Source organism: Nocardia concava NBRC 100430, from assembly GCF_000308815.1.
GTDB classification, from domain to species: domain Bacteria; phylum Actinomycetota; class Actinomycetes; order Mycobacteriales; family Mycobacteriaceae; genus Nocardia; species Nocardia concava.
In genome coordinates, this window is record NZ_BAFX01000004.1 from 38,438 (window position 1) to 62,979 (window position 24,542).

At 69.7% G+C, this 24,542-nt stretch carries 22 protein-coding genes; 19 read left to right on the top strand and 3 right to left on the bottom strand.

From position 1 onward, the window contains the following. The first annotated feature begins 5 nt into the window (after nucleotides 1–5). Genes ON43_RS01115 through ON43_RS01170 form a run of 13 tightly spaced genes read left to right on the top strand, consistent with a single transcriptional unit; the run spans nucleotide 6 to nucleotide 12,964 of the window. Complete coding sequence (locus tag ON43_RS01115) at nucleotides 6–770, top strand: amino acid ABC transporter ATP-binding protein (protein ID WP_040802496.1); 765 nt, start codon at nucleotides 6–8, stop codon at nucleotides 768–770. A 28-nt stretch (nucleotides 771–798) separates the two neighbouring features. Then, nucleotides 799–1,782: an ABC transporter substrate-binding protein gene (locus ON43_RS01120; protein WP_040802498.1), complete on the top strand. Its 984-nt coding sequence runs from the start codon at nucleotides 799–801 to the stop codon at nucleotides 1,780–1,782. Next, nucleotides 1,779–2,288, top strand: a complete 510-nt coding sequence (locus ON43_RS01125) for a GNAT family N-acetyltransferase (protein WP_040802501.1) — start codon at nucleotides 1,779–1,781, stop codon at nucleotides 2,286–2,288. The genes ON43_RS01120 and ON43_RS01125 overlap by 4 nt, the downstream gene beginning before the upstream one ends. Then, the gene (locus ON43_RS01130; RefSeq protein ID WP_040802503.1) at nucleotides 2,285–3,355 is read left to right on the top strand and encodes an LLM class flavin-dependent oxidoreductase; all 1,071 of its coding nucleotides are present in this window, start codon (nucleotides 2,285–2,287) and stop codon (nucleotides 3,353–3,355) included. Before ON43_RS01125 ends, ON43_RS01130 begins: the two co-directional genes overlap by 4 nt. Beyond that, nucleotides 3,352–4,968: an ABC transporter substrate-binding protein gene (locus ON43_RS01135; RefSeq protein WP_040802505.1), complete on the top strand. Its 1,617-nt coding sequence runs from the start codon at nucleotides 3,352–3,354 to the stop codon at nucleotides 4,966–4,968. Before ON43_RS01130 ends, ON43_RS01135 begins: the two co-directional genes overlap by 4 nt. A 4-nt stretch (nucleotides 4,969–4,972) precedes the next feature. Continuing rightward, nucleotides 4,973–5,932, top strand: a complete 960-nt coding sequence (locus ON43_RS01140) for an ABC transporter permease (protein WP_040802507.1) — start codon at nucleotides 4,973–4,975, stop codon at nucleotides 5,930–5,932. After that, complete coding sequence (locus ON43_RS44550; RefSeq protein ID WP_157513862.1) at nucleotides 5,925–6,086, top strand: hypothetical protein; 162 nt, start codon at nucleotides 5,925–5,927, stop codon at nucleotides 6,084–6,086. The genes ON43_RS01140 and ON43_RS44550 overlap by 8 nt, the downstream gene beginning before the upstream one ends. Continuing rightward, nucleotides 6,079–6,951 carry an ABC transporter permease gene (locus ON43_RS01145; RefSeq protein WP_040802510.1) on the top strand — a complete coding sequence of 291 codons (873 nt, stop codon included), beginning with the start codon at nucleotides 6,079–6,081 and terminating at the stop codon, nucleotides 6,949–6,951. The genes ON43_RS44550 and ON43_RS01145 overlap by 8 nt, the downstream gene beginning before the upstream one ends. Beyond that, nucleotides 6,948–8,573, top strand: coding sequence for a dipeptide ABC transporter ATP-binding protein (locus ON43_RS01150; protein WP_040802512.1), 1,626 nt, complete (start codon nucleotides 6,948–6,950; stop codon nucleotides 8,571–8,573). The genes ON43_RS01145 and ON43_RS01150 overlap by 4 nt, the downstream gene beginning before the upstream one ends. After that, complete coding sequence (locus ON43_RS01155; protein WP_040802513.1) at nucleotides 8,573–9,649, top strand: LLM class flavin-dependent oxidoreductase; 1,077 nt, start codon at nucleotides 8,573–8,575, stop codon at nucleotides 9,647–9,649. The genes ON43_RS01150 and ON43_RS01155 overlap by 1 nt, the downstream gene beginning before the upstream one ends. Nucleotides 9,650–9,657: 8 nt before the next feature. Further along, nucleotides 9,658–11,022: an NtaA/DmoA family FMN-dependent monooxygenase gene (locus ON43_RS01160; RefSeq protein WP_040802515.1), complete on the top strand. Its 1,365-nt coding sequence runs from the start codon at nucleotides 9,658–9,660 to the stop codon at nucleotides 11,020–11,022. Continuing rightward, nucleotides 11,019–11,831 (top strand): DUF1684 domain-containing protein, encoded by an 813-nt coding sequence (locus ON43_RS01165; protein WP_040802517.1) that lies wholly within the window; start codon nucleotides 11,019–11,021, stop codon nucleotides 11,829–11,831. Before ON43_RS01160 ends, ON43_RS01165 begins: the two co-directional genes overlap by 4 nt. Further along, on the top strand, nucleotides 11,828–12,964 hold the full coding sequence (locus ON43_RS01170; RefSeq protein WP_040802519.1) for an LLM class flavin-dependent oxidoreductase: 1,137 nt from the start codon (nucleotides 11,828–11,830) through the stop codon (nucleotides 12,962–12,964). The genes ON43_RS01165 and ON43_RS01170 overlap by 4 nt, the downstream gene beginning before the upstream one ends. Nucleotides 12,965–13,165: 201 nt before the next feature. Here the strand turns inward: ON43_RS01170 and ON43_RS01175 are convergent, their stop codons facing one another. Then, nucleotides 13,166–14,440, bottom strand: coding sequence for an ROK family transcriptional regulator (locus ON43_RS01175; protein WP_040802521.1), 1,275 nt, complete (start codon nucleotides 14,438–14,440; stop codon nucleotides 13,166–13,168). A gap of 514 nt (nucleotides 14,441–14,954) precedes the next feature. Between ON43_RS01175 and ON43_RS01180 the strand changes: the two genes are divergently transcribed. The 6 genes from ON43_RS01180 to ON43_RS01205 all read left to right on the top strand — a co-directional run bounded on the left by ON43_RS01180 (nucleotide 14,955) and on the right by ON43_RS01205 (nucleotide 21,770). Then, nucleotides 14,955–15,743, top strand: coding sequence for a GntR family transcriptional regulator (locus tag ON43_RS01180; protein ID WP_051177737.1), 789 nt, complete (start codon nucleotides 14,955–14,957; stop codon nucleotides 15,741–15,743). Beyond that, nucleotides 15,744–15,971, top strand: coding sequence for a 4Fe-4S dicluster domain-containing protein (locus ON43_RS01185; RefSeq protein WP_040802523.1), 228 nt, complete (start codon nucleotides 15,744–15,746; stop codon nucleotides 15,969–15,971). Between the two features lie 9 nt (nucleotides 15,972–15,980). After that, entirely contained in the window at nucleotides 15,981–17,360 is a 1,380-nt protein-coding gene (locus tag ON43_RS01190; protein ID WP_040802525.1) for an ABC transporter substrate-binding protein, read from the top strand. 143 nt (nucleotides 17,361–17,503) lie between these two features. Further along, nucleotides 17,504–18,316, top strand: a complete 813-nt coding sequence (locus tag ON43_RS01195; protein WP_040802570.1) for an ABC transporter permease — start codon at nucleotides 17,504–17,506, stop codon at nucleotides 18,314–18,316. After that, nucleotides 18,313–19,074: an ABC transporter ATP-binding protein gene (locus ON43_RS01200; protein ID WP_040802527.1), complete on the top strand. Its 762-nt coding sequence runs from the start codon at nucleotides 18,313–18,315 to the stop codon at nucleotides 19,072–19,074. Before ON43_RS01195 ends, ON43_RS01200 begins: the two co-directional genes overlap by 4 nt. Next, nucleotides 19,074–21,770 (top strand): fumarate reductase/succinate dehydrogenase flavoprotein subunit, encoded by a 2,697-nt coding sequence (locus ON43_RS01205; RefSeq protein WP_040802529.1) that lies wholly within the window; start codon nucleotides 19,074–19,076, stop codon nucleotides 21,768–21,770. Before ON43_RS01200 ends, ON43_RS01205 begins: the two co-directional genes overlap by 1 nt. 25 nt (nucleotides 21,771–21,795) lie before the next feature. Here the strand turns inward: ON43_RS01205 and ON43_RS01210 are convergent, their stop codons facing one another. Together ON43_RS01210 and ON43_RS01215 are read right to left on the bottom strand one after the other, a co-directional pair. Next, nucleotides 21,796–22,689 (bottom strand): immunity 49 family protein, encoded by an 894-nt coding sequence (locus ON43_RS01210; RefSeq protein WP_040802531.1) that lies wholly within the window; start codon nucleotides 22,687–22,689, stop codon nucleotides 21,796–21,798. A 117-nt stretch (nucleotides 22,690–22,806) separates the two neighbouring features. Then, complete coding sequence (locus tag ON43_RS01215; RefSeq protein WP_040802533.1) at nucleotides 22,807–24,423, bottom strand: DUF2207 family protein; 1,617 nt, start codon at nucleotides 24,421–24,423, stop codon at nucleotides 22,807–22,809. Nucleotides 24,424–24,542 lie beyond the last annotated feature (119 nt).

A 24,542-nucleotide genomic window follows, 5' to 3' on the forward strand; every position in this document is an offset into this window, starting at 1 on the left:
AACCGATGAGTGAATTCGCCATCGAATTGCGCGGGATCCGAAAGTCCTTCGGCCACAACGAAGTCCTGTCCGGCATCGATCTGACCGTGCGCACCGGCGAGGTCACCGTCATCCTGGGCCCATCGGGTTCGGGCAAGTCGACGCTGCTGCGCACCATCAACCACCTGGAGCAGGTGGACGGCGGCACCGTGCGGGTGGGCGGCGAACTGGTCGGCTACCGCCGCAAGGGCGACAAGCTCTACGAGCTGCGCGAGCGCGAGATCCTGCGGCAGCGGGCGCGCATCGGCTTCGTCTTCCAGAACTTCAATCTCTTTCCGCACCTGACGGTTCGGGAGAATGTGGCGCTCGCCCCGGTGGCCGCCCAGCGCCGCTCCAAGGCCGAGGTGAACGCCGAGGCGCTGGAGCTGCTGGCGCGGGTCGGCCTGGCCGACAAGGCCGACGAGTATCCGAGCCGTCTCTCCGGCGGCCAGCAGCAGCGGGTGGCGATCGCCCGCGCGCTGGCGCTGCGGCCCGAGGTGGTGCTGTTCGACGAGCCCACCTCCGCGCTGGATCCCGAACTGGTCGGCGAGGTCCTCGATGTCATCAAGGATCTCGCGCGCGGCGGTTCGACGCTCGTGGTCGTCACCCACGAGATCGGTTTCGCCCGCGAGGTGGCCGACACCGTGGTGCTGATGGACGCCGGCCGCATCGTCGAGCAGGGTCCGCCCGCGCAGGTGCTCGACAACCCGTCGCATCCGCGCACCAAAGCTTTTCTCGCACATGTGCTCTGACGCACTTCATTAGGTAAAGGAACCGCCCATGTCTCTGGCGAGGAGCCGTCGCAGACGGATCACCGCACTGGCCGCTCTCACCGTTCTCGGACTGTTCGCGAGCGCGTGTGGCAATGGCGACGGCGGCACCTCGGAGACCCGGAGCGTGAACGGTCTGACCTATGACCTGTCCCCGGAACAGTCCGGGCGGATCCACGCCGCCAAGGTGGATTCGATCGCGGCGCAGGTTCCCCAGGCCATTCGCGATCGCGGCACGCTGGTGGTGACCGGTACCGCGGGTTCGACGCCGCCGCTGGGCTTCTACGCCACCGACGATCGCACGGTCGTCGGCTCCGAGGTCGACTTCTCCATCTTGATCGGCGACATCCTGGGCCTGAAGGTGGAACGCCGCAATGGCGACTTCGCCCAGAACTTCGTGAAGGTCGACTCCGGCGAGGCGGACCTGATGGTCAGCAATGCCACGGTCACCGAGGAGCGCAAGGAGAAGTACGACTTCGCCACGTACCGCCTGGACAATATCGCCCTCGAGGCGCCCAAGGATTCGACCTGGACCTACCAGGACCGGAAGTCGCTGGCGGGCAAGAAGATCGGCGTCACAGCGGGCACCAATCAGGAACAGCTCCTGGTCGCCTGGAACGACCAGAACGTGGCCGAGGGCCTGCCCAAGTTCGAACTCGCCTACTACCAGCAGGCGTCGGACTACTACCTGGCGCTGTCCTCCAACCGCATCGACGGGTACGTAGGCCCCAATCCGTCGGCCCAGTACCACTCCGCGACCACCGGCACCAAGGTGCTGACCACCTGGTCCGGCGCGGGCGACGCGCTGCAGGCCGAGATCGCCGCGATGACCCGCAAGGACAACGGCCTGATCGGCCCGGTACAGCTGGCCATCCAGTACGCCATCGACCACGGGACCTACAAGCAGGTCCTCGACCGCTGGGGCCTGAGCTCCGAGTCCGTGCAGCAGTCCCGGATCAATCCGCCCGGACTTCCGAAAAAGAAGAAGGGATGAGCGTGTCGCGCACCGTATTCCATGTCGCACAGCATGATCCGCTGGCTGCGCCGCTGCTGGCGGAGCTGGCCATCGAGTACAGCGGCCGCTACGGCGGAACCCCGGGCGAGGTGCACGCGGACCTGACCGGATATTCCGCGCACCACTTCGCCCCGCCGCACGGTGACCTGTTGATCGTTGTGGAGAACGGAGAGCCGGTGGCGGGCGGCGCATTCCAGCGCTACGACGCGAATACGGCCGAGCTGAAACGGATCTGGACCGCCAGCGAGCATCGGCGCCAGGGTCTGGGGCGATTCGTGCTCGAGCAGCTGGAGGCCGAGATCCTGCGGCGCGGGTATCGGCGGATCTACCTGACCACGGGCCCGCGCCAACCCGAGGCCGTCGCCCTGTACCTGGCCGCGGGCTACACCGCGCTGCCGCGCGACGTGAAGAAGCAGGTCGGTTACGTGCATCCCTTCGAGAAGTACCTGGTCGCCGACGCGGACGCGGAGGCGGTTCCGGCATGAAATTCCTGCTCCTGACACTCATTACGCACACGCCCGACCCCGTCACTGGCGTCACCGAGTCGCCGCGCCAGCGCCTGCGCCGCGTGGTTGACAGCGCGCGGCTGGCCGAGGACCTCGGCTACGACGGTTTCGCGGTGGGGGAGCGGCACGAGGATCCGTTCATCTCCGCGGCCCCGCCGGTGGTGCTCAGCCATATCGCCGCCGTCACTTCGCGGCTGGCGTTGTTCACCGGCGTCACCACCTTGAGCCTGCTGGATCCGGTGCGCGCCTTCGAGGACTACTCGACGCTGGACAATCTCTCCGACGGCCGTCTCGAACTGATCATCGGCAAGGGCAACGGCGCGGCGCAGGCCAAGCTGTTCCACGTCACCACCGATGACCAGTGGGATCGCAATCGCGAGGGTTACGAGCTGTTCCGCAAGCTGTGGGACAGCGACAACGTCACCTGGGAGGGCCGGTTCCGGCCGTCGCTGACCGAGGCCAAGGCGCTGCCCCGGCCGTTGCAGCCGCGCCTGCGCATCTGGCACGGCAGCGCCACCAGCCGCGAATCCGCGGATTACGCGGCGCAGCACGGGGATCCGCTGTTCTCGGCGAACGTCACGTATCCGATCGACTCGTACGCCGAACTCATCGACCACTATCGGGAGCGCTGGGCCGCATACGGCCACGATCCGGCGCAGGCGCTGGTGGGCGCGGGCACGGCGGGCTTCCTGGTGACCCGCACCTCGCAGGAGGCCCTGGACCTGTACCGGCCGATCTTCGAGGCACGGCAGGCGGTGGCACGGAAATTCGACGTGCCCATCGTCTTCGAGTCCGTCGAGGACTTCGCCGAGCGGTCCTCGGCCCTCATCGGCAGCCCGCAGCAGGTGCTGGACAAGGTGAGCCGCTACCACGAGCGGTTCGGCCACGAGGTGATCCACCTGAACGCGGACGCCGACGGCCGCACCGAGGCCCAGCACTACGACAGCCTCGAACTCTTCCAGGCCGAGGTCGCGCCCGAACTGCGCCGCCGCATTCCGAGCCGTCCGCTCGGAGCCGACCGCTACGACTTCGGAGATCCCCAATGAAACGTGCTATCGCAGCAACGGGCGCGGTCGCCGCCGCGTTCACCCTCGCCGCCTGCGGTGGCGGTGGTGACAATGGCGGCGGCAATGGCGAGCCCGCCGGTCCGCCCCAGGCGGGCGGCACCCTGCGCTACGGCCTCTCGGTCGCCCCGACCTGCTCGGATCCGGCGCAGTCCGCGACGAATCAGACCATCTACGTCACCCGGCAGATCGTGGACTCGCTCGTCGACCAGGATCCGGAGACCGGTGCGCTGAAGCCGTGGCTGGCCGATAGCTGGACGGTTTCGCAGGACGCCAAGTCCTTCACCTTCCATCTGAAGGACGGCATCACCTTCAGCGACGGCACCCCGCTGACCGCGGACTCGGTGCGCAAGAACCTGGACTCCATCGTCGCCCTCGGCGGCGCCAAGGCCCCGCTGGGCGCGAGCTATCTGGTCGGATACACCGGCAGCACGGTGGTGGACCCGCATACGGTGCGGGTGGACTTCTCCGGGCCGAACGCGCAGTTCCTGCAGGCGACCTCGACGCCGCAGCTGGGCATCCAATCCGATGCCACGGTCGCGAAATCGGCCGACGAGCGCTGCCTGGGGACGAATATCGGCAGCGGCCCGTTCACCTACGCGGAATGGAAGCAGAACGCCTCCGCGACGCTGGCCAAGCGGTCCGGATACACCTGGGGCTCCGCTGTTTTCGCGAGCCAGGGCGAGGCCTACCTGGACAAGATCGTGTTCACGGTGGTCCCCGAATCGGGTGTCCGCACCGGCAGCCTGGCCTCCGGTCAGCTCGACGCGATCAGTGACGCGCTACCGCAGGACATCGGGCAGATCGAGGCGGGCGGCGGCCGGGTGCAGTTCACCGCCAACCCCGGTGTCCCGTTCGGCTTGCAGGCGAATGTGACCCGCGGTCCGCTGCGTGATCCGGCGGTGCGGGCCGCGCTGGTGCCGGCGATCAATCGCAAGGAACTGGTGGACACCGTGCTCGGTCCGCAGTTCAAGGTCGCCACGAGTGTCCTCGCCTCGAAAACCCCTGGATACGCGGATCTTTCGGCACGGGTGAAGTACGACCCGGACACCGCCAAGAAGCTGCTCGACCAGGCGGGCTGGGTGCCCGGCCCGGACGGCATCCGGGTCAAGGACGGCCAGCGGCTGTCCGCGAGCGTCATCTTCGCGCCGGTGTTCGCGGGCAACCAGGCCATTCTCGAACTGACCCAGCAGCAGCTGAAGGCCGTCGGGTTCGATCTGCGCCTGGAGCCGCTGTCGGTGGCGGAATCGAATGTGCGCCAGAACAACAAGGACTTCGACTTCAACTACTACAACTCGACCCGCGCCGACGGTGACATCCTGCGCACCACCTTCGCGGTGAACCAGCGCAACCTGAACGCGCGCAGTGGACCCACGGAACCGCTGGATACCCTGCTGTCTCAGCAGCTTTCGGCCACGGACCCCACCGCCCGCGCCAAGATCATCGGCGAGGCCCAGACCGCGGTGCTCGACCAGGGCCTGTGGATTCCGACCATCGAACTGTCGCAGGCCATCGGCGTCGGCAAGAACGTGGCCGGGGTGAAGTTCGAGGCCTCGGCCCGGCTCCAGTTCCACGACACCTGGCTGAAGCGGTAATCCCATGGGCCGCTATGTGATCGGACGGGTGCTGCAGGCGGTGGGTGTGCTGTGGGCGGCGTTCTCGCTGTCGTTCGTGGTGCTCTACCTGCTGCCCGGCGACCCGGTGGACATGGCCGCCAATGCCGCCACCGGCACCCCCGTGGACGCGGCGGCCATCGCCGAGATGCGGTCCAGATACGGCCTGGATCAACCGCTCTGGGCGCAGTACTGGACGGCGCTCACCCACGCGGTGCGCGGCGACCTGGGCCATTCGATCTTCAGCGGCCAGACCGTCACCGGTGCGCTCGCCGACGCGCTGCCCTCCACCCTGGTGCTGGCCACCTTCGGCCTGCTGCTGGCGGTGCTGGGCGGCACGGCGCTCGCCCTGGCGGCCGCCTACACCGAGCGACCCTGGCTGCGCGGGGTGCTCACCGCGCTGCCGCCGGTGGGGGCGTCCATGCCCGCCTTCTGGGTGGGATTGCTCCTGCTGCAACTGTTCTCGTTCCGGTTGCGGCTGGTTCCGGCGATCGGCGGCACCGGATTCACCGGCACCATCCTGCCCGCGGTCACCCTCGCCATTCCGGTCGGCGCGGTCATCGCGCAGGTGCTCTACAGCAGTCTGGTCGCCACCTGGCGGCAGCCGTTCGTGGAGGTCGCCTTCGCCAAGGGCGCCTCGCGCTGGTGGGTGCAGCTGCGCCATGTGCTGCGTCCCGCCGCGACCCCGGCCCTGACCGTGGCCGGTCTCTGGGTGGGCCAGGTGCTGGCGGGCTCGGTGGTGACCGAGACCGTGTACTCGCGACCCGGACTGGGCCGGCTCACCCAGGAATCGGTGCTGCATCAGGACATTCCGGTGGTGCAGGGCATCGTCGTATTCGCCGCGCTGGTCTTCGTCACCGTCAACCTGCTCATCGATCTCGCCTACCCACTCTTGGATCCCCGTGTGGTGCAACGGGGTTCGCGGAAGGAGCGCGCTCATGCCTGACGGCCTGCCCCGCCACCTGATCCGGAACCTGCGCGAGCGGCTGCGCGTCCCGTCCGGGCCGCGCTCGCAGCTGCGGGTGATCACCCTGACCCACCCCATGCTCGATCCCGGCTTCGCCTACTGGCCCGCCGACGACGAAGCCTCCGATGTCTGACACGGCGGTCCTGGTTCACGAACCGATTCGGGCCCAAGGGATTTCCGTCCGCGACGCGGCGTCGTGGGCCCGCCGTCGGCTCGGCCTGATCATCGCCGGAGCGGTCGTGCTGCTTGTGCTGGCCTGGGCGGTCGCGCCATCGGTCTTCGCCGGTCGCGACCCCCTGCGCGGTATCCCGGCGCAGAAGCTGCGTGGTCCCAGTGCCCAGCACTGGTTCGGAACCGACAATCTCGGCCGGGACCTGTACACACGTGTCGTGCACGGCACCGGATTGTCATTGAGCGCCACCGTGTTCGCCGTGCTGCTCGGGCTGGTCGTCGGCTCACTGCTGGGCCTGGTGTCGGGCGCGGCGGGCGGGGTGGTGGACACCGCGCTGATGCGGGTGGTGGACGTGATGCTGTCCATCCCCGATCTGGTGGTCGCCCTCGCCATGATCACGGTGCTCGGTCTCGGCACCCGCAATGTGTCCATCGCCGTGGGTGTTTCGCTGATCGCCAGATTCGCGCGGGTGATGCGCGGCGAGGTGCTGCGGGTGCGGCGCGCGCCCTATGTCGAGGCGGCCTTCGCGTCGGGCGTGCGCTGGCACACCGTGCTCTTCCGTCATGTCCTGCGCAATGCCTATCTGCCGGTGGCGGCGCTGGCGGCCGTCGACTTCGGCGTCGCGGTGCTGTTCGTGGCCACGCTGAGCTTCCTCGGCTACGGGGCGGTGCCGCCGACGCCGGAATGGGGCTCACTGGTCTCCGACGGCCGCGCCTTCCTGGCCACCGCCTGGTGGATGACCACGCTGCCGGGTCTGGTCATCGTCGTCCTGGTGCTGTCCACCCAGCGCATCGCGCGCGCCCTCCAGAAGGACGGGGTCCGATGACCGATCACCTGCTGAGCATTGAGGGGCTGCAGGTCGAGTACCTGGGCAGTACCGGGACCACCGCCGCGGTGCGGGGTGTCGCGCTGACGGTGGAGCGCGGGGAGACCGTGGCGCTGGTGGGCGAATCCGGTTCGGGCAAGTCGACTCTCGCGCATTCGGTGATCGGGCTGCTCAATGGCGGCCGGATCACCGCGGGGGAGATCACCTTCGCGGGGGAGCGGATCGAGGGTGCGTCGCGGCGGACCCTGCAGCGGATTCGCGGGGCACGCATCGGACTGGTGCCGCAGGATCCGGGCACCTCGCTGAACCCGGTGCTGCGCATCGGCGATCAGGTGGCGGAGGTGCTGCGCATTCACGGCCGCGCCGATCGCCGCACGGCCCGCCTCGAGGCCGTCCGGATTCTGGAGCAGGCCGGACTGGACCGCCCGGAGTTGCGGGCGCGGCAGTATCCCCAGGATCTGTCCGGCGGTCAGCGGCAGCGGGTGCTCATCGGGATCGCCCTGGCCTGCGGGCCGGAATTGGTCATCGCGGATGAGCCGACCAGCGCGCTGGACGTCACCGTGCAGCGCCGCATTCTCGACCATCTGGCCCGGCGTACGGCGGAATCGGGGACGGCGGTGCTGCTCATCACCCACGACCTGGCGGTGGCGGCCGAGCGCGCGGACCGGATCGCGGTCATGCAGAACGGCGTGATCGTCGAAACCGGCACCGCGGCAGAGGTTCTCGGCAATCCGCAGCACGAATACACCAAACGCCTGATCGCCGCCGCGCCGAGCCTGGACCATGAGGAGCGGCCGCGCCCCGTCCGCGAACACGCGACCCCATTGCTGTCGGCGACCGGACTGCGGAAGTCCTTCCGGGTGACCAGGGATTTCACTGTGACCGCCGTCGATGACGTCTCGCTGGAGGTCCATCGCGGCGAAATCCTCGCCGTGGTGGGCGAATCCGGATCGGGCAAGTCCACGACCGCCCGCATCCTCGCCCGGCTCGCCGAACCCGATGCGGGCACGGTGACCTTCGACGGTCAGGACATCACAGGTCTGCGCGGCTCCGGTCTGCGTGCCCTGCGCCGCCGGATCCAAGTCGTCTACCAGAACCCCTACGTCTCGCTGAACCCCAAGCTGTCGGTCGGCAAGATCGTCGCGGAACCGTTGCAGGCGTTCGGAATCGGTGATCGCCGGACCCGGCGCACCAAGGCCGCGGAACTGCTCGAGCAGGTCGCGCTTCCAACGGATTATCTCGATCGCCGCCCCGCCGAACTCTCCGGCGGCCAGCGGCAGCGCGTCGCCATCGCCCGCGCCCTCGCCCTGCGCCCGGATCTGCTGGTGCTCGACGAACCCGTTTCGGCCCTGGACGTCTCGGTGCAGGCCCAGATCCTCGACCTGCTCGAACGCCTGCAGGCCGAACTGGACCTGGCCTACCTCTTCATCTCCCACGACCTGGCGGTGGTCCGGCGGCTGGCCGATCGAGTGGCCGTCATGCGCCAGGGCTGCGTGGTCGAAACAGCCACGACGGCAGAGCTTTTCGGCGATCCGCAGAACGACTACACCCGCGAGCTGCTCGCCGCGGTGCCCCGGGCGGCCAAGCCCGAGGTCCCCCTTCCGCTCGAAAGGACGGCGTGATGCCGCATCCCACTCCGCTGCTGCTGGGCCTGGAACTGTCCGGCACCGGTGCGCACCCGGCCTCGTGGCGCCGCGCCGACTCCCGCGCCGAGGAACTCTTCGACGCCCACTACTGGGTGCAGGCCCTGCGCACCGCGGAGGACGCGGGATTCGATCTCGCGTTCCTGCCCGATGCCTTCACCCTGCAGCCGGCCGGTGCGCTAGGCCGGCTGGACGCGGTGGCCGTGGCCGCCCGGGCCGCCGCCGAGACCCGCCGCATCGGCCTGGTCCCGCAGGCCTCGGTCACCCACACCGAGCCCTTCCATCTCTCGAAGGCCATTGCCAGCCTGGACTTCGCCACCGCGGGCCGGGCGGGCTGGGAGGTGACCGTCTCGGCCGGGGAATCGGCCCTGTTCGGCCGGAAACCGGAGCAGGACGACCGCTCCCGCTGGCACGAGGCCGACGAGGCGGTGGAGGTGGTGACCCGGCTGTGGGACAGCTGGGAGGACGACGCCGAGATCCGCGACCGGGCCACCGGCCGCTTCATCGACCGCGACAAGCTGCACTACATCGATTTCGCGGGTGAGCACTTCTCGGTGAAGGGGCCCTCGATCACACCGCGCCCGCCGCAGGGGCAGCCGCTGGTCGCGGTGCGCGCCGCCGATCCGCACTCCGCCCGCGTGGCCGTGCACCGCGCCGATCTGATCCGGATCGCCGCAACGGATCTCGCGTCCGCCGCCGCCATCCGCACCGAACTGCGCTCGGCCGTCGCCGCGGCCGGACGCGATCCGAACCGGGTCGCCGTGCTGCTCGACCTCGACGTCCACCTGGCCGGCACCGTGGACGCGGCCGCCGCCGAGGTCGCCGAGCTCGAGGACTGGATCGCGACACCCGCCCCGGCGACGGTGTTCCACATCGGCACCCCCGCCGAACTGCGCGACATCCTGCACCGCGTCGAAAGCGACTGTGCCGCCGACGGTGTGGTGCTGCGCCCGCTGGCCCTGGCCGCCGCGCTGCGGCAGCTGCCCGCCCTCACCCCGACCCTGCGCGCGCGGCTGGGCCTGCCGCGACCGGTCAGCCGCTACGCCGACGCCTAGGAGGCACCATGCCGGATCATCGGATACGCAAGCAGATTCACCTGGCCGCCCACTTCCCGGGCGTCAACCACCACACGGTGTGGACCGACCCGGACTCGGGCAGCCAGATCGACTTCGAGTCCTTCGTGCACCTGGCGCGCACCGCCGAGCGCGGGCTGTTCGACTTCTTCTTCCTGGCCGAGGGCCTGCGGCTGCGTGAACACCGCGACCGCATCCACGACCTGGATGTGGTCGGCCGCCCGGACACCTTCACCGTGCTGAACGCGCTGGCCGCGGTCACCACCCGGCTCGGCCTCGCGGGCACCATCAACACCACGTTCAACGAACCCTTCGAGCTGGCAAAGCAATTCGGGACCCTGGACCATCTCTCGGGCGGTCGCGCGGCCTGGAACGCGGTGACCTCCTCCGACGCCTTCACCGGCGAGAACTTCCGGCGCGGCGGCTATCTCGAGCACGCCAAGCGCTACACCCGCGCCCGCGAGGTGGTCGACGCCACCCGCGCACTGTGGGACAGCTGGCCCGCCGACGTGCTCGTGATCGACCGGGAGCGCGGGATCTTCGCGCGGCCGGTGCCGGAGGTCCGGTTCACCAGCGACCAGTTCGATATCGACGGCCGCTTCGTGCTGCCGCGCAGCCCGCAGGGCTATCCGGTGCAGATCCAGGCCGGGGATTCCGACGAGGGCCGCGAATTCGCCGCCGCCACGGCCGATGTCATCTTCAGCGCGCACGGCGAACTCGAGGACGGTCAGCGGTTCTACCGCGATGTGAAGGACCGGCTCGCCAAGTACGGCCGCGGTCGCGACGAATTGAAGATCCTGCCCGCCGCCGGATTCGTGCTGGGGGATACCGCCGCCGACGCGCAGGAGCGCGCCCGCCACATCCGCCGCCAGCAGGTGACGCCGCAGACCGCTATCGCCTTCCTCGAACAGGTCTGGGGCCAGGACCTTTCCGCCTACGATCCGGACGGCCCACTGCCGGATATCGATCCCGCCGAGGACGTGAACATCACCCGCGGCCGGGTCCGCCACGCCAAGGATCCGCGCGCCATCGCCGACGCCTGGCGCGCCCGGGCGGCCGCCGAGAACCTGTCCATTCGCGAGCTCATCATCGCGACCACGGCCCGCCAGCAGTTCGTGGGCACGCCAGCCCAGGTGGCCGCCGAGATCGACCACTACGTCCAGTCCGATGCCGCCGACGGTTTCGTGCTGGTCCCGCATCTCACCCCGGGCGGCCTCGACGAATTCGTCGACCGGGTCGTCCCGGAACTGCAGGCGCTGGGCAGCTTCCGCACCGAGTACACCGGCTCGACCCTGCGTGACCACCTGAATCTGCGCCACCCCCACCACAGCACCGAAGGAGTACGCGCCTCATGACCGCAGCCACCACCGAATTCGACCAGCAGTGGGCCACCTTCCGCGCCGAGCGCGCCGCCTGGGCGCGGCAACCGCTGGGCTGGCTGAGCCTGACCGGACTGCACTGGCTCGGGGAGCAGGAGGAGACCGTCGACGGCATTCCCGGCCGCTGGCGCGCCGACGGTGAGAACGTCTATGTCACAGTCGAATCCGGTGACGCCGAGTCGCTGCGCCTGGACGGCGAGGAGCTCACCGGTTCGGCCGTGCTGACCCCGGGCGAGGGCGCGCCAGGCCTCGAGGTCCGCACCGGCGAGCGGGTCATCGAGGTGATCCGCCGGACCGGCCAGTTCGCCCTGCGCATTCACGATCCCGAGTCCGCGACGCTGCTGTCCTTCACGGAAATCCCGGCCTACGAGCCGAATCCGTCCTGGACGGTGACCGGCCGCTTCGAGCCCTTCGCCGAGGCGCGCACCGTGACCACGGGCGCGGTGGTCGAGGGTCTCGAGCACCATCACAAGGCCGCGGGCACGGTCACTTTCGAGCTCGACGGCGAAGCGCGTCGACTGGTCGTCTTCGGCAGCGAGGCGCTCGGCCTGCACGTGCTGTTCACCGACGCGACCAGCGGCGTCACCACCTACGGCGGTGCGCGGCGGCTGGATCTGTCCCGCCCCGCCGCCGACGGCGCCGTGGTCCTCGACTTCAATCGCGCGGTCAACCTGCCGTGCGCGTTCACCGACTACGCCACCTGCCCGATCGCCCCGGCCGAGAACCGGCTGCCGGTGGCCGTCGAAGCGGGCGAGCGCGATCCGCGGAAGGAGCACTCGGCATGAGCATCCCCCTATCGGTCCTGGACCTCGCCCCCATCAGCGCCGGGTCGACGGCGCAGCAGGCGCTGCGCAACAGCATCGACCTGGCCCGGCACGCCGAACGCCTGGGCTACCACCGTTTCTGGGTCGCCGAGCACCACTTCGTGCGGGTCGCCAGCGCCGCGCCGACCACCCTCATCGGATTGATCGCCGCCGCGACGGAATCCATTCGCGTAGGGTCGGCGGCCGTGCAGCTCGGCCACCACACCTCGATCTCGGTGGTGGAGGCCTTCGGCACCATCGACGCGCTGTATCCGGGCCGCCTGGACCTGGGGCTGGGCCGTTCCGGCCACCGCGGTGAGCAGGTGCGGTCGGCGGGCGTCCCGCCGGTGCCCGCGCCCGATCGGCCCACCGAGGTGCGCGACGGCGTGGTGATCCCGCCCCCGTTCTTCCCCGGCCAGCTGCTCGACTTCTCCAGGGTGCGAGCGGGTTTGAGCGCGCTGCACCTGCCGGGTGCGCAACCGCTGCCCTACACCGACCAGGTCGAGGACATCCTGGCGCTGCTGGACGGCAGCTACGTCTCGCCCGACGGCGTGGAGTTGCACGCCGTCCCCGGTGAGGGCGCGGACATCCAGCCCTGGCTGTTCGGCAGCAGCGGCGGCGAAAGCGCCCAGCTGGCAGGGCGATTGGGGCTGCCGTTCGCGGCGAACTACCACGTGTCGCCGGGCACCATCGTCGAGACCGTGGAGGCGTATCGGGCGGCGTTCCGTCCGTCCGCGCGTTTCCCGCGGCCGTACTTGGTGGTGTCCGCGGATGTGGTGGTGGCCGAGGACGACGCCACCGCACAGCATCTCGCCTCCACCTACGGCCACTGGGTGTACAGCATCCGCAGTGGCGCGGGCGCGGCCGAGTACCTCGATCCCGCTACCGCGCCGCCGCTGTCCGATCAGCAGCGCCGCCTGGTCGACGATCGGGTCACCACTCAGTTCGTTGGCTCCCCGGGCACCGTCGCCGAGCGCCTGGACGCCCTGCGCAAGCTCACCGGCGCGGACGAAATCGTGGTCACCAGCGTCACTTTCGACCATGCCGACCGGCTGAACTCCCACCGCCTGCTGGCGCGCGAGTGGGGTCTTTCCCCGCAGGTGCGCGCCGCCTGAGACCCCCGACCGCCCGCCAGGAAGGGGACTCCGGGACGGGCGGCGGGACCCCCGCACCGCGCGCAAGGGCCTCGCGCGCGTGCGGGACTCGAGGTCGGGCCGGGCCGTGGACCGCCCGGCCCGACCTCTCGTAAAACAAAGGGACAGAAAAGAATCCCCGCCGGACGCATCCGGCGGGGATTCTCTTCTGTGTTTCTGCGGCTACCGCGACCGCGTGGCGCGGCGCATGGCGGAGAGCGGATCGGCGTAGAACACGCTCACCGAGGTGACCGCCGCCGCGAATTCCTGTACCCGGCCGCCGAATCGGCTGATCCGCAGATCCGCCGCGGGCAGCGTGGTCGATTCCGCGAAGGCCTTGGCCACCCGCTCCATGCCGGGTCGCCAGCCGGTGAAGGCCTGACCGCCCAGCACCACCCGATCCGGGTTGAACATGTCGCGCACCAGCGCCGCGGTGCGGCCCAGGATCTCGGCCCGCTCGATGAGCAGGTCGCGGGCGGCGGCATTGCCGGCGTCGGCGGCCCGGTAGAGGTCGGCCACGGCCGGGCGGCGCGGGGCCTCCGGCTTGGGCAGCACGCCCTTGCGCACGGCGCGCTCCAGCAGGGCGCGCTCACCGATGGCGGCCTCCAAGCAGCCGCGACGCCCGCAGGTGCAATCCACGTCCGAGCCGGTCGGCAGGTGCGCGATCGAGCCCGGGCCATTGGCGGGCGTGTGCACCCGGTCGTGCAGAGTCACTGCCACACCGGCGGTTTCGCGGGCGTACACGAACAGGCTGCTACCCGGTCGCGACTCCTCGGCCGGATCGCGCGGCGCCAGCAGCAGTTCCGCCGCCGCCATCGCCTCGACATGCGCCGAGACCGAGACCGGCAGATCCAGCACGCTGCTGAAGACCGCCGCCACCGGCGCGGCCTGCCAGCCCAGTCGGGGATGGTCGACCACGCCCGCGGCGGGATCGACCCGGCCGGCCAGCGCGACACCGGTCCACAGCGGCTTGCGCCGCGGCAGCCGGTCCAGGAACGCCTTGGCGCTGCGGGCCACTATGGTCAGCGCCGCGTCCTGAGTCGTTTGGGGAGTGGCGATTTCGAGCCCGCCCAGAATGCGGCCGGACAGGTCCGCGGCCACGATGCGGGTCACGGTGAACCCGATGTGCACACCCAGCGTCACGTACGAGTCGGTGTCGACCTCGAACGGCACACGCGGGCGGCCCACCGCGCCGGACGCGGTCAGATCGGCGCGCTCGCGCAGCAGCCCGGCCGAAAGCAGCGAGGACACTTGGCGATTCACGGTGGCGATGCTCAGACCGGTGGTCTGGGCGGCGATATCGCGGAAGATCGGGCCGCGGGTGGCGGCGCGCAGGACCGCGGCCGCCGGGTTATCGGTGATGCGCAGTTCCGGCGGGACCGCCGGGCGGGCCGGAGCCAGCCGCGCGGTGGGGGCGGAGACGGCGCCGTGGGGACGTTCGAGCGTGGGGCTGGACACTTTTGGGAATCCTTGCTGCGGTCCCGCCTGCCTACAGGGGGACGAATGCCTACATGGAGGTATCAGCTGTGCAGCGAGGAACCCGGATTCGCGGGAGCGGTGACGCTCCGGACGATCGGGCTCAGAACTCGGCTGCGCGACGGCAGGGACAACACAGTTCCCGTTGCCGCGGCAGCCGAACGCCCAGCGCGACGGTCACGTAGGTGACCCGCGGCGCGGAGAGAGGGCGATTGGCAGACATGGGATCAAAGTATCATTCCGATCACGGTGAACGGAAGCCATAGCGGCTTTCGGCCCTGCTCCACGCATTCCGATCACCCTGATTTCAAGCCCGTCCGCAGCGCCCGGGGTGGCGCAATATCCGCGTTCGCCGCTGTTTCGGCAGGCCACGCGAGAGCCGTGGCGGCGCAAATACGCACCGCCTCCCGGCACCCGTCGTGAGCGCCCGGCCGTGCCTCGCTTCCACCGATACCCTTCCTGAAATCGCAGGTCAAAGGCGTGGAAAGGAGTCGAGGTGTCGCCGGAACCGGTACCGCTGCGCGCCCCCGAACGCCGGGCCGATCGCGCCCGCCAGGTGGCCGACGTGCTGCGTCAGCAGATCCACACGGGCGCCTTCGATCGGGCGCTGCCGTCGGAGTCCGCACTCGCCGCGGAATTCGCTGTGTCGCGCAACACAGTTCGCGACGCGCTGGCGCTGTTGAAGGATGAGGGGCTGATCGAGCGCGCCCCGAAGGTCGGCACCCACGTCGCCCAGCGCAAGTACGACCACGGGCTCGACGCCCTGCTCGGGTTGAAGGAGACGCTGCGCGGACACGGCGAGGTCCGCAACGAGGTGCGTGCCGCCCGGCGGATCACCCCGCCGCCCGCCGTCGCACGCAAGCTGCGCCTCGAACCCGGCGAGCAGGCCGTCTATATAGAACGGCTGCGCTATCTGGGCGATCTGCCGCTGAGCCTGGACCTCACCTACCTGGTCCCCGACATCGGCGACGAGGTGATCGCCCGCGACCTCGAGACCAATGACGTCTTCGCGCTCATCGAGCAGATCAGTGGCGGTCCGCTCGGATCCGCCGATCTCGCGCTCGAGGCCATCACCGCCGACGCCCACTCCGCCATGACCCTGCAGATGCCCGAGGGCGGCGCACTACTGCTGCTGGAGCGGCTCACCAGACTCGAGGACGGCCGCCCGGTCGACCTGGAATACATCCGCATGCGCGGGGACCGGATCACCATGCGCGGCAGCCTGACCCGGCCGCCCGAGCGCACACCCGGCCCCGACGCGGGCACCGACTGGAGGTTGACCTAGATGGCCATGGTCGAACAGCGGGCCGATGTCCCGGTGACCATCGACGAATCGCTGTGCATCCAGGGCTGCACGCTGTGCGTGGAGATCTGCCCGCTGGATTCGCTGGCGATCAATCCGGACAACGGCAAGGCGTTCATGCACGTCGACGAGTGCTGGTACTGCGGCCCGTGCGCCGCCCGCTGTCCCACCGGCGCGGTCACCGTCAATATGCCCTACCTGCTGCGTTGAGGAAAACCCATGAAGCTTCACCCCGCCCGCCTGGCCACGGCGGCCATTGCCGCCACCCTCGCCCTGACCGCGTCCGGCTGCTCCCTGGAGAACACCGGCGGCGGTGACACCGTGAAGGTCGTCATCGGCTACCAGTCCAAAACCATCAATACCGTCACCGCCGGAACCCTGTTGAAGGCCAAGGGCTTTCTGGCGCAGCGCCTGAACGCGCTGGGCGGCAAGAAGTATCAGGTCGAGTGGCAGGACTACGACACCGGCGCGCCCATCACCGCGCAGATGGTGGCCGAGAAGATCGATATCGGCTCGATGGGCGACTACCCGCTGCTCATCAACGGCTCCCGTACGCAGGCCAATGAGCGGGCCAAGACCGAACTGGTCTCCATCACCGGCTACAACCCCAAGGGCGCGCTGAACATGGTGGTGGTCGCGCCCGACTCCAAGGCGCAGACCATCAATGATCTGGCCGGGCAGAAGATCTCGGCCAGCGTCGGCTCCGCCGGGCACGGCACCCTGGTGCAGGCGCTGACCCGGGCGGGCATCGATCCCAAGTCCGGCGTCGAGGTGCTCAACCAGCAGCCCCAGATCGGTTCCTCCGCACTGGAATCCGGGCAGGTGGCGGCGCTGTCGCAGTTCGTGGCCTGGCCGGGGCTGCTGGTCTTCCAGAACAAGGCCAAGCTGCTCTACGACGGCGCGGAGCTGAACGTGCCCACCTTCCACGGCGTGGTGGCCCGCCGCGACTACGCGGCGCAGCATCCGGAGGTGCTCGACGCGTTCCTGCAAGCCCAGCTCGACGCCACCGACTTCATTCACCAGCACCCCCTCGAAGCGGCCCAGGTGGTCGCCGACAGCGCCGGTCTGGCCCCGGAGGTCGTGTACCTCTACAACGGCCCCGGCGGCACCTCCTTCGACACCACCCTGAAGCCCTCGCTCATCAGCGCGTTCAAAGGCGATGTGCAGTACCTGAAGTCGATTGGCGACTTCGCCGAGCTCGATATCGACAAGTTCGTCGACCCTGCCGCCCTGAAGCAGGCGTACCAGGCACGCGGGCTGAACTACGACGCCGAACTCGCGAACACCGCCAACCCGCTGCCGGGCTCCGGCGGCGAACTCTGGCTCTCCGGTCAGAACACCACGCAGCCGACGGCCGATGCCACCGCGCTGCTGGCCGCCATCAAACAGGCACGGGCGCAGGGCAAGACGGTCCGGACCGCCTACGTCGCCGACGCCGAACTCGGCACCCGCTGGTTCGCCGACAAGGCCCTGTGGGTCCGCGACGGCGACACCTACCTGCCCTTCACCACCGCGGCGGCCGTCCAGCGCTACCTGGCCAAACACCCGTCGGGCGTGAGCATTTCGTTCGAGCAGGCCGTCAACGAGGTCCGGGTATGAGCGATACGCTGGCGGGTCAACCCACGGCGGTGGATCCCCCCGTCATCCCGGTGGATCACCCCGTCATCCCGGTGGATCACCCGGTCATCCCGGCGCGCTTTTGGCCGGGATCCACGGTGGATTCCGGCCAAAAGCATGCCGGAATGACGGGGGTGGGTCGCTCGCGGGCGGGTCGGGGGCTCTGGCGGTCACGCGTGGTTCGTGCGGTAGCGGTGCTGGCGGCTGTGGGTGCCTGGGAATTCCTGACCGCCAATCACATTCGGCTCTGGGTACGGTTCGACACGCTGCCGACCGTCACCCGGATCGTGCGGGCGTTCCGGCACCAGCTCGGCACCGATACCTACTATCTCGACCTCGGGCAATCGCTCATCCGGATCCTCACCGGCTTCGGGCTGGCGGCGCTGGTGGGCGTGGCGAGCGGTGTGGCGCTGGGGCGTTCGCGCTGGTTCGCAGATATCGTGGGGCCGCTCACCGAGCTGGCCCGGCCGATTCCGGCCATCGCCATCGTGCCCGTCGCCATTCTGCTGTTCCCGGACGACGAGGCCGGAATCGTGTTCATCACCTTCCTGGCCGCGTATTTTCCGATCATGGTCGCCACCCGGCACGCGGTGCGGGCACTGCCGACCATCTGGGAGGAATCGGTTCGGACACAGGGCGGTACGCGCTGGGACGTGCTGTGGCGAGTCGTGCTGCCGGGCAGCCTGCCCGGCGTCTTCGGCGGCCTGTCGACCGGGATCGGCGTGGCCTGGATCTGCGTCGTGTCGGCCGAAATGATCTCGGGGCGACTGGGTGTCGGCTATCGGACCTGGCAGGCGTACACGATCGTCGACTATCCGGGCGTGTTCGTCGGGATCATCACGATCGGCGTGCTCGGCTACGCCACCTCCGCCGCCGTCGAACTGATCGGACGGCGGGTCACGCACTGGCTGCCCCGAGGCGAGGAGACCGTGAAATGAGCACGGCCGGAATCGATTTGACCCTGGATCGGGTCGGCCTCTCGTATACGGGCACACCGGTCATCGACGATCTGTCGCTGACGGTGCGGCCCGGCGAGATCTTGATCCTCACCGGACCCTCGGGCTGCGGGAAATCCACCGTGCTGCGCGCCCTGGCAGGGCTGCTGCGGCCGGATTCCGGGCGGGTGCTCGCCGACGGCATCCCGGTCACCGGCACCGACCGCGACCGGGCCGTCGTGTTCCAGGACAACGCGCTGCTGCCGTGGAAGACCGTGCGAGCCAATATCGAACTGGCACTGAAGCTTCGGGGTGAACCGCGCACGGGACGCCGGGTGCTGGCCGACCGCTGGATCACGGAGATCGGGCTCACCGGCTTCGGCGACTTCCTGCCCAAATCACTGTCCGGCGGCATGCGCCAGCGCGTGCAATTGGCCCGCGGGCTGGCGGGCGCGCCGCGCGCGGTCATGATGGACGAACCCTTCGGCGCGCTCGACGCCCAGACCCGGAACACCATGCAGCGCCTGCTCATCGACACCTGGTGCGCGCACCCGACCACCATCGTCTTCGTCACCCACGATGTGGACGAGGCGCTGCTGCTCGGCGACCGGATCGCCGTGCTCGGCCGCGCGGGCGAACCGCTGCGCGCCCTGCTCGAGGTCCCGTCCCCGCGCGAACCCGGCGTCGACCGCTCGGCCCTGCGCACCGACATCATTGCCGCCCTGGATCATTCGGGCGAGCTCACGGAGGCAACTCACTGATGGACATCCCCGATCTCGCCGACACCACCCGCCTGGACTGCGACGTCCTGGTCATCGGCGGCGGCACCGCGGGCACCATGGCCGCGCTCACCGCCGCCGAGGCGGGCGCGAACGTGCTGCTGCTGGAGAAGGCGCACGTCCGCCACTCCGGCGCGCTGGCCATGGGCATGGACGGCGTCAACAATGCCGTCATCCCCGGCAAGGCCGAACCCGAGGACTACGTCGCCGAGATCACCCGCGCCAATGACGGAATCGTCAACCAGCGCACCATCTATCAGACCGCCACCCGCGGCTTCGCCATGGTGCAGCGGCTGGAGCGGTACGGGGTCAAATTCGAGAAGGACGCCTACGGGGAGTACGCGGTCCGGCGGGTGCATCGGTCCGGGTCGTATGTGCTGCCCATGCCGGAGGGCAAGGACGTCAAGAAGGCGCTGTATCGCGTGCTGCGGCAACGCAGCATGCGCGAGCGCATCCGGATCGAGAACCGGCTCATGCCGGTGCGGGTGCTCACCGAGAACGGGCGCGCGGTGGGCGCGGCCGCATTGAACACGCGGACAGGCGAATTCGTCGCCGTCGGCGCGAAGGCCGTCATTCTGGCGACCGGCCCGTGCGGCCGCCTCGGGCTGCCCGCCTCCGGGTACCTCTACGGCACCTACGAGAACCCCACCAATGCGGGCGACGGGTACGCCATGGCCTACCACGCGGGCGCGGAGCTCTCCGGCATCGAATGCTTCCAGATCAATCCGCTCATCAAGGATTACAACGGCCCGGCCTGCGCGTACGTGGCCAATCCGTTCGGCGGCTACCAGGTCAACGCGCTCGGCGAGCGCTTCGTCGACTCCGACTACTGGTCGGGCCAGATGATGGCCGAGGTGAAGCGGGAGATCGAATCCGCGCGCGGGCCCATCTATCTCAAGGTCTCACACCTGCCCGAGGAGACCCTCGACGCGCTCGAGGGCATCCTGCACACCACCGAGCGGCCCACCCGCGGCACCTTCCACGCCAACCGCGGCCACGACTACCGCACCCACGACATCGAGATGCACATCTCCGAAATCGGTTTGTGCAGCGGGCATTCCGCCTCCGGCGTGTGGGTCGACGAGCACGCCCGCACCACCGTGCCCGGCCTCTATGCCGCCGGTGACCTGGCCTGCGTGCCGCACAACTACATGATCGGCGCGTTCGTCTACGGCGACCTGGCCGGAACGCACGCCGCGGGGACCCTCGCCGATCTCCCCGCGCCGGGCGACCTGCCCGCCGATCAGCTGGCCGCCGCGCACGAACTCGTCTACCGCCCGCTGCGCAATCCCGACGGCCCGCCGCAACCGCAGGTCGAATACAAGCTGCGGCGCTTCGTGAACGACTATGTGGCCCCGCCCAAGACGGCCACCAAGCTGTCTCTCGCCATCGAGACCTTCGACCGCATGCGTGAGGACCTCACCGCCATGGGCGCGCGCACCCCGCACGAACTCATGCGCTGCGCCGAGGTCAGCTTCATTCGCGATTGCGCGGAAATGGCTGCCCGGTCCTCGCTGACCCGCACCGAATCCCGTTGGGGGCTCTACCACGAGCGCGCCGACCTGCCCGAGCGCGATGATGTCGAATGGCGGTATCACCTGAATCTGCGCAAGGACGCGGACGGGCGGATGGAATTCCTGAAGCGCCCAGTCGAGCCCTATTTCGTGCCGGTCCCGGGCCTGGACGACCTGCCCTCGGCCGATACCGCCGCGATTCCGGTGGCCCAGCCCGCCCTGGTCGGCACGCCGCCCAATCTCGGCGCGGACCTCCGGTCCCGTGCGGCCGCCCCGGGCTCGGCCAAAGAGATTGTGGCCCCGGGCATCGCGCTGGTGTTGAGCCTGGATGCGCCCGGACTCGCGGACCTGGAGCCCTTCCTGTCCGATGCCGATCCGCGCGTGCGCGCCACCGCGCTCTCGGTGCTGACCGAGAACACCCCCGACGGTTTCGCCGATCCGCTGATCGCCGCGCTCGCCGACGAGGACGCCGAAGTGCGTGCCGTCGCCGTGTCGGGTCTGCGGGAGCTCGCCGAAATCCTGCCCGCGGCAACGGGTCTCGCCGAGCACGCGGATTCGCCGGATCCGCTGGTCCGGGCGGCCGTGGTGGACCTGTCCCGCGCCCTGCGCTCCGGTAGCGCCGAACTCTTCGCCAAAGCGGCCGTCGACGCCGATCACCGCGTCCGGGTCCAGGCGGTGAATGCCCTGGTGTCCCTGGATGATTGGCCCGCGCTCGCCACCGCCGCCCACGATGACAACCGCGAGGTACGCATTGCTGCGGCGCGCGGCCTGGCCACCGTCGGGCTCGGTGGCGCGGATACCCTGCGCGCCCTCGTCGGCGATCGCGATCCGCTGGTCCGCGCCGCCGCGCTCACCGCGCTCGCCCGTCTGGGCGATGCCGCGGACGCCGCGACATTGACTGCGGCACTCCGTGATTCGGCTTGGCAGATTCGTGAGGGCGCGGCGCGCGGGCTGGCGGCGCTGAACCCCGAGCAGGCTGCCGAACCGCTGACCACCGCCCTGGCCGATATCCACCCCGATATCCGCAAGGCCGCGGTGCTCACCCTGAGCGCCTGGCCCGAATCCGCCGCCGCCCGCACCGCACTCGAAACCGCCCTCACCGACAGCGATGCGGACGTCCGCGCCTACGCGCGCCGTGCGCTCGCCGTCCACGCGGGCGGCTGAGCGTTATCGTCGATGCCGTGCCGGGTCACCCCGGCCGGTACAGCAGACCGGCAGGCAGATAGCCGGTGGTGACGCTCGGGCGCATGCCGCGGTTCACGGCCAGGCAGGCGACCGCGAGCAGCGGCCACGCGATGAAGCCCTCCGGATCCGCCCAGCGCTGCGGCGTATCCCAGTACCGCCGATGGAATTCCAGGCCCTCGACCAATGCGGTGTCGAATTCGGCGGGCTCATTGCGCGCGACCGCGTCCAGCAGGCACAGCGCGGAATAGGCGATGGTGAGCGGGTAATCGTCGGCCGCGCCGGCCTGGGCGTCCACCGCGGCCTCGATGCCGTCCACGAGGACCGTCTCCGCCGCCGGATCGCCGGTCCACACCCGCTGCCAGGCATCGGCCCACAGGTACAGGCAGCGTTCCCGTGGATGCCCGGTGCGGGTGGTGGCGGAGAGCGGATAACCCTGGACGCCGGGCGCACCCAGCAGGAAGGCGAGCAGCTCGGGGTCGCGTCCGACCAGCGCGGGCCACAGACCGTTCAGCAGGTCCTCGACCGTGGGCGGCCCGACCACGCCGCCGGTGGCCGGAACCGACCACCGCTCCGCGTTCAGCGTCACCTCGATCGGCTCCTGCCCGGCGGGCCGCAGCGCCGACCGCAGCCGGGCCGCCGATGCCGTGGCCGCGTCCGTGACCGCCCGCCGCAGCGGAATCGAGTCGCCGCGTACATCATCCAGGCTCAGATATGCGGCGATGGCGCGCGAGCACCAGGCCACATCGGCGAGCACCGCCTGCGGATTCTGGGTCAGGTATTCCTGGCGCAGGGCGCTCGTGCGCACCCGTACGGCCCGGCCGAAACCGCCGTCGGTATTGCGAATCGCGGTGGGATAGTGCAGGTCCCGGGCATTGAGTGCGAGATGGCGATCGGTCATCGGACTCTGCGCGCGACACGAAGGCTCAGCGAGATTGCTGAATGATTGCTCACGGCGCGACAATAGCCGACTCCGGTGCCGCGTACATCGGTATGCATATCGGTCGTTTCGAACGGGTCAGCGCTGTTCGGAGGTTCGGAACAGTCCCTCGACGGCGGTGATGAAGTACGGGAAATGCGCGCCGAAACGGTGTAACCGGCGGTCGCCCTCGAAGCCCCCGAACCAGTACAGGCCCGGACTGCCGTCCGCGGTCGGGTCCAGGTCGCGGAAGGTGCGCACCCACTGGTCACCGCGCCGCGCCGCCACCTGGAAGGGCAGCGCCCGCGAGAACACCAGTTCCTGATCGGCGGCCGGAACCCGCTGCGGCGTAATCGCGTCCAGGCCCCGCAGCATGGCCCGCACCTGGACGGTCAGCTCCCGGCCCAGCGCCGTGCGGGACGGCAGGTAGCGGGGGAGCAGCAGCGCCGCCACGCCGCCCAGCGCGATGGCCGCACCGACCAGTGCGTGCCGCTGCGGGCCCAGCGCCAGCACCACGGTCGCGATGACGCCGAGCAGGATCAGCCCCGCCCCGAGCCAGAACTCGAAACCGCGCCGGGTCCGGTCGATGAAGACCCCGGCCGCCACCGCGTCGTCGATCAGCGCGCGGCGCACCGCGTTCGCGTCGACCTGGTCGCGGCGCTCGGAGAGCAGCACCGAATCGGTGCCCTCGGGAATCAGGGCGGAGTAGACCGCGCGCTCGTAGCCGCTCAGCTGCCCGTCGGGCGGATTCACCCGGGAGAAGCGCCAATCCGAATCACCGACCGCGCTCACCCAGAGATAGTTGCGCACCGCCAGATCCACCACCGTGGACGCCATGTCCGGTACATCGGCATGCCCGTCCAGCAGCAGCCCGGCCGTGCTCGGCAGCATGCCGTCCGGGGAGGTGAACAGGACTCGATCGCCCTGGCGCACCAGCGGATCCAGCACCTCGTCCCCGGCCGTGCCCGAATCGTTCCCGGCCGAACGCCGCGACCACAGCACGTATCCGGCCGCCGCGGCCAGCGCCGCGAGCAGCACCCCGAACGCGGCGAAGACCGGCCCGGTCAGCGAGAAGGCGTTGGGCGCGTTGTCATCCCGGACATCGGCATTGGCCTGCACGGTGTTCGGCGGCAGCTGCAGCGTCACATCGAGAATGTCGCCCTTGTGCAGATCCGTCTTCTCCAGATGCGCGAAACCGTCCGGCTCGACCCGAATATCCGTGCAGTCCTGCGGATTTCCGGGCGGGCCGACGGTGCACTTGGTGACGCCCATGCGGAAACTCGGGCTCGAAATCGTCGCATCGATCGACGCCACATCGGTATTCAGCACGCCGGTCCACTGGAACACCTGCGCACCCGTGGCATCGCTGACGGTCTTGTGCACCGTGTATTTGAAGGTCGCCGATCCCGGCCGCGCATGCACGGTGAAGATGTCATTGGCGACATTCGCCTCACCGTCGCCCTCGGCGGATACATCGGTCACCTCGAAATTGCGCTGCACGCCCGTGCCGACCTGCACCCGCAGTGGCACGGCCTGCCGGAAATCCCCGCCCTCGGGCACTTTCACCGTTTCGGTGACCCGCAGCAGACCATCGTCGCCCAGATTGATGTCGGCGGTGATATCCACACCGGCTGTCTGCGCCCACGCGGACGGTGCCGCCAGGCCCGCTGCCGTCAGCAGCAGCGCCACCAGGGCGGCCCCCCGAAAAATCTGCATGCCTGGCACTCTAGGCCAGCTTGCTATCCTTCCTCAGCGGCAAGGCACAGGTCTATGGAGCCGGAAGGCTATCTGCGAGGAACTAGGGGGTGCGGGGGATGACTCGCCCACCGTCGGAT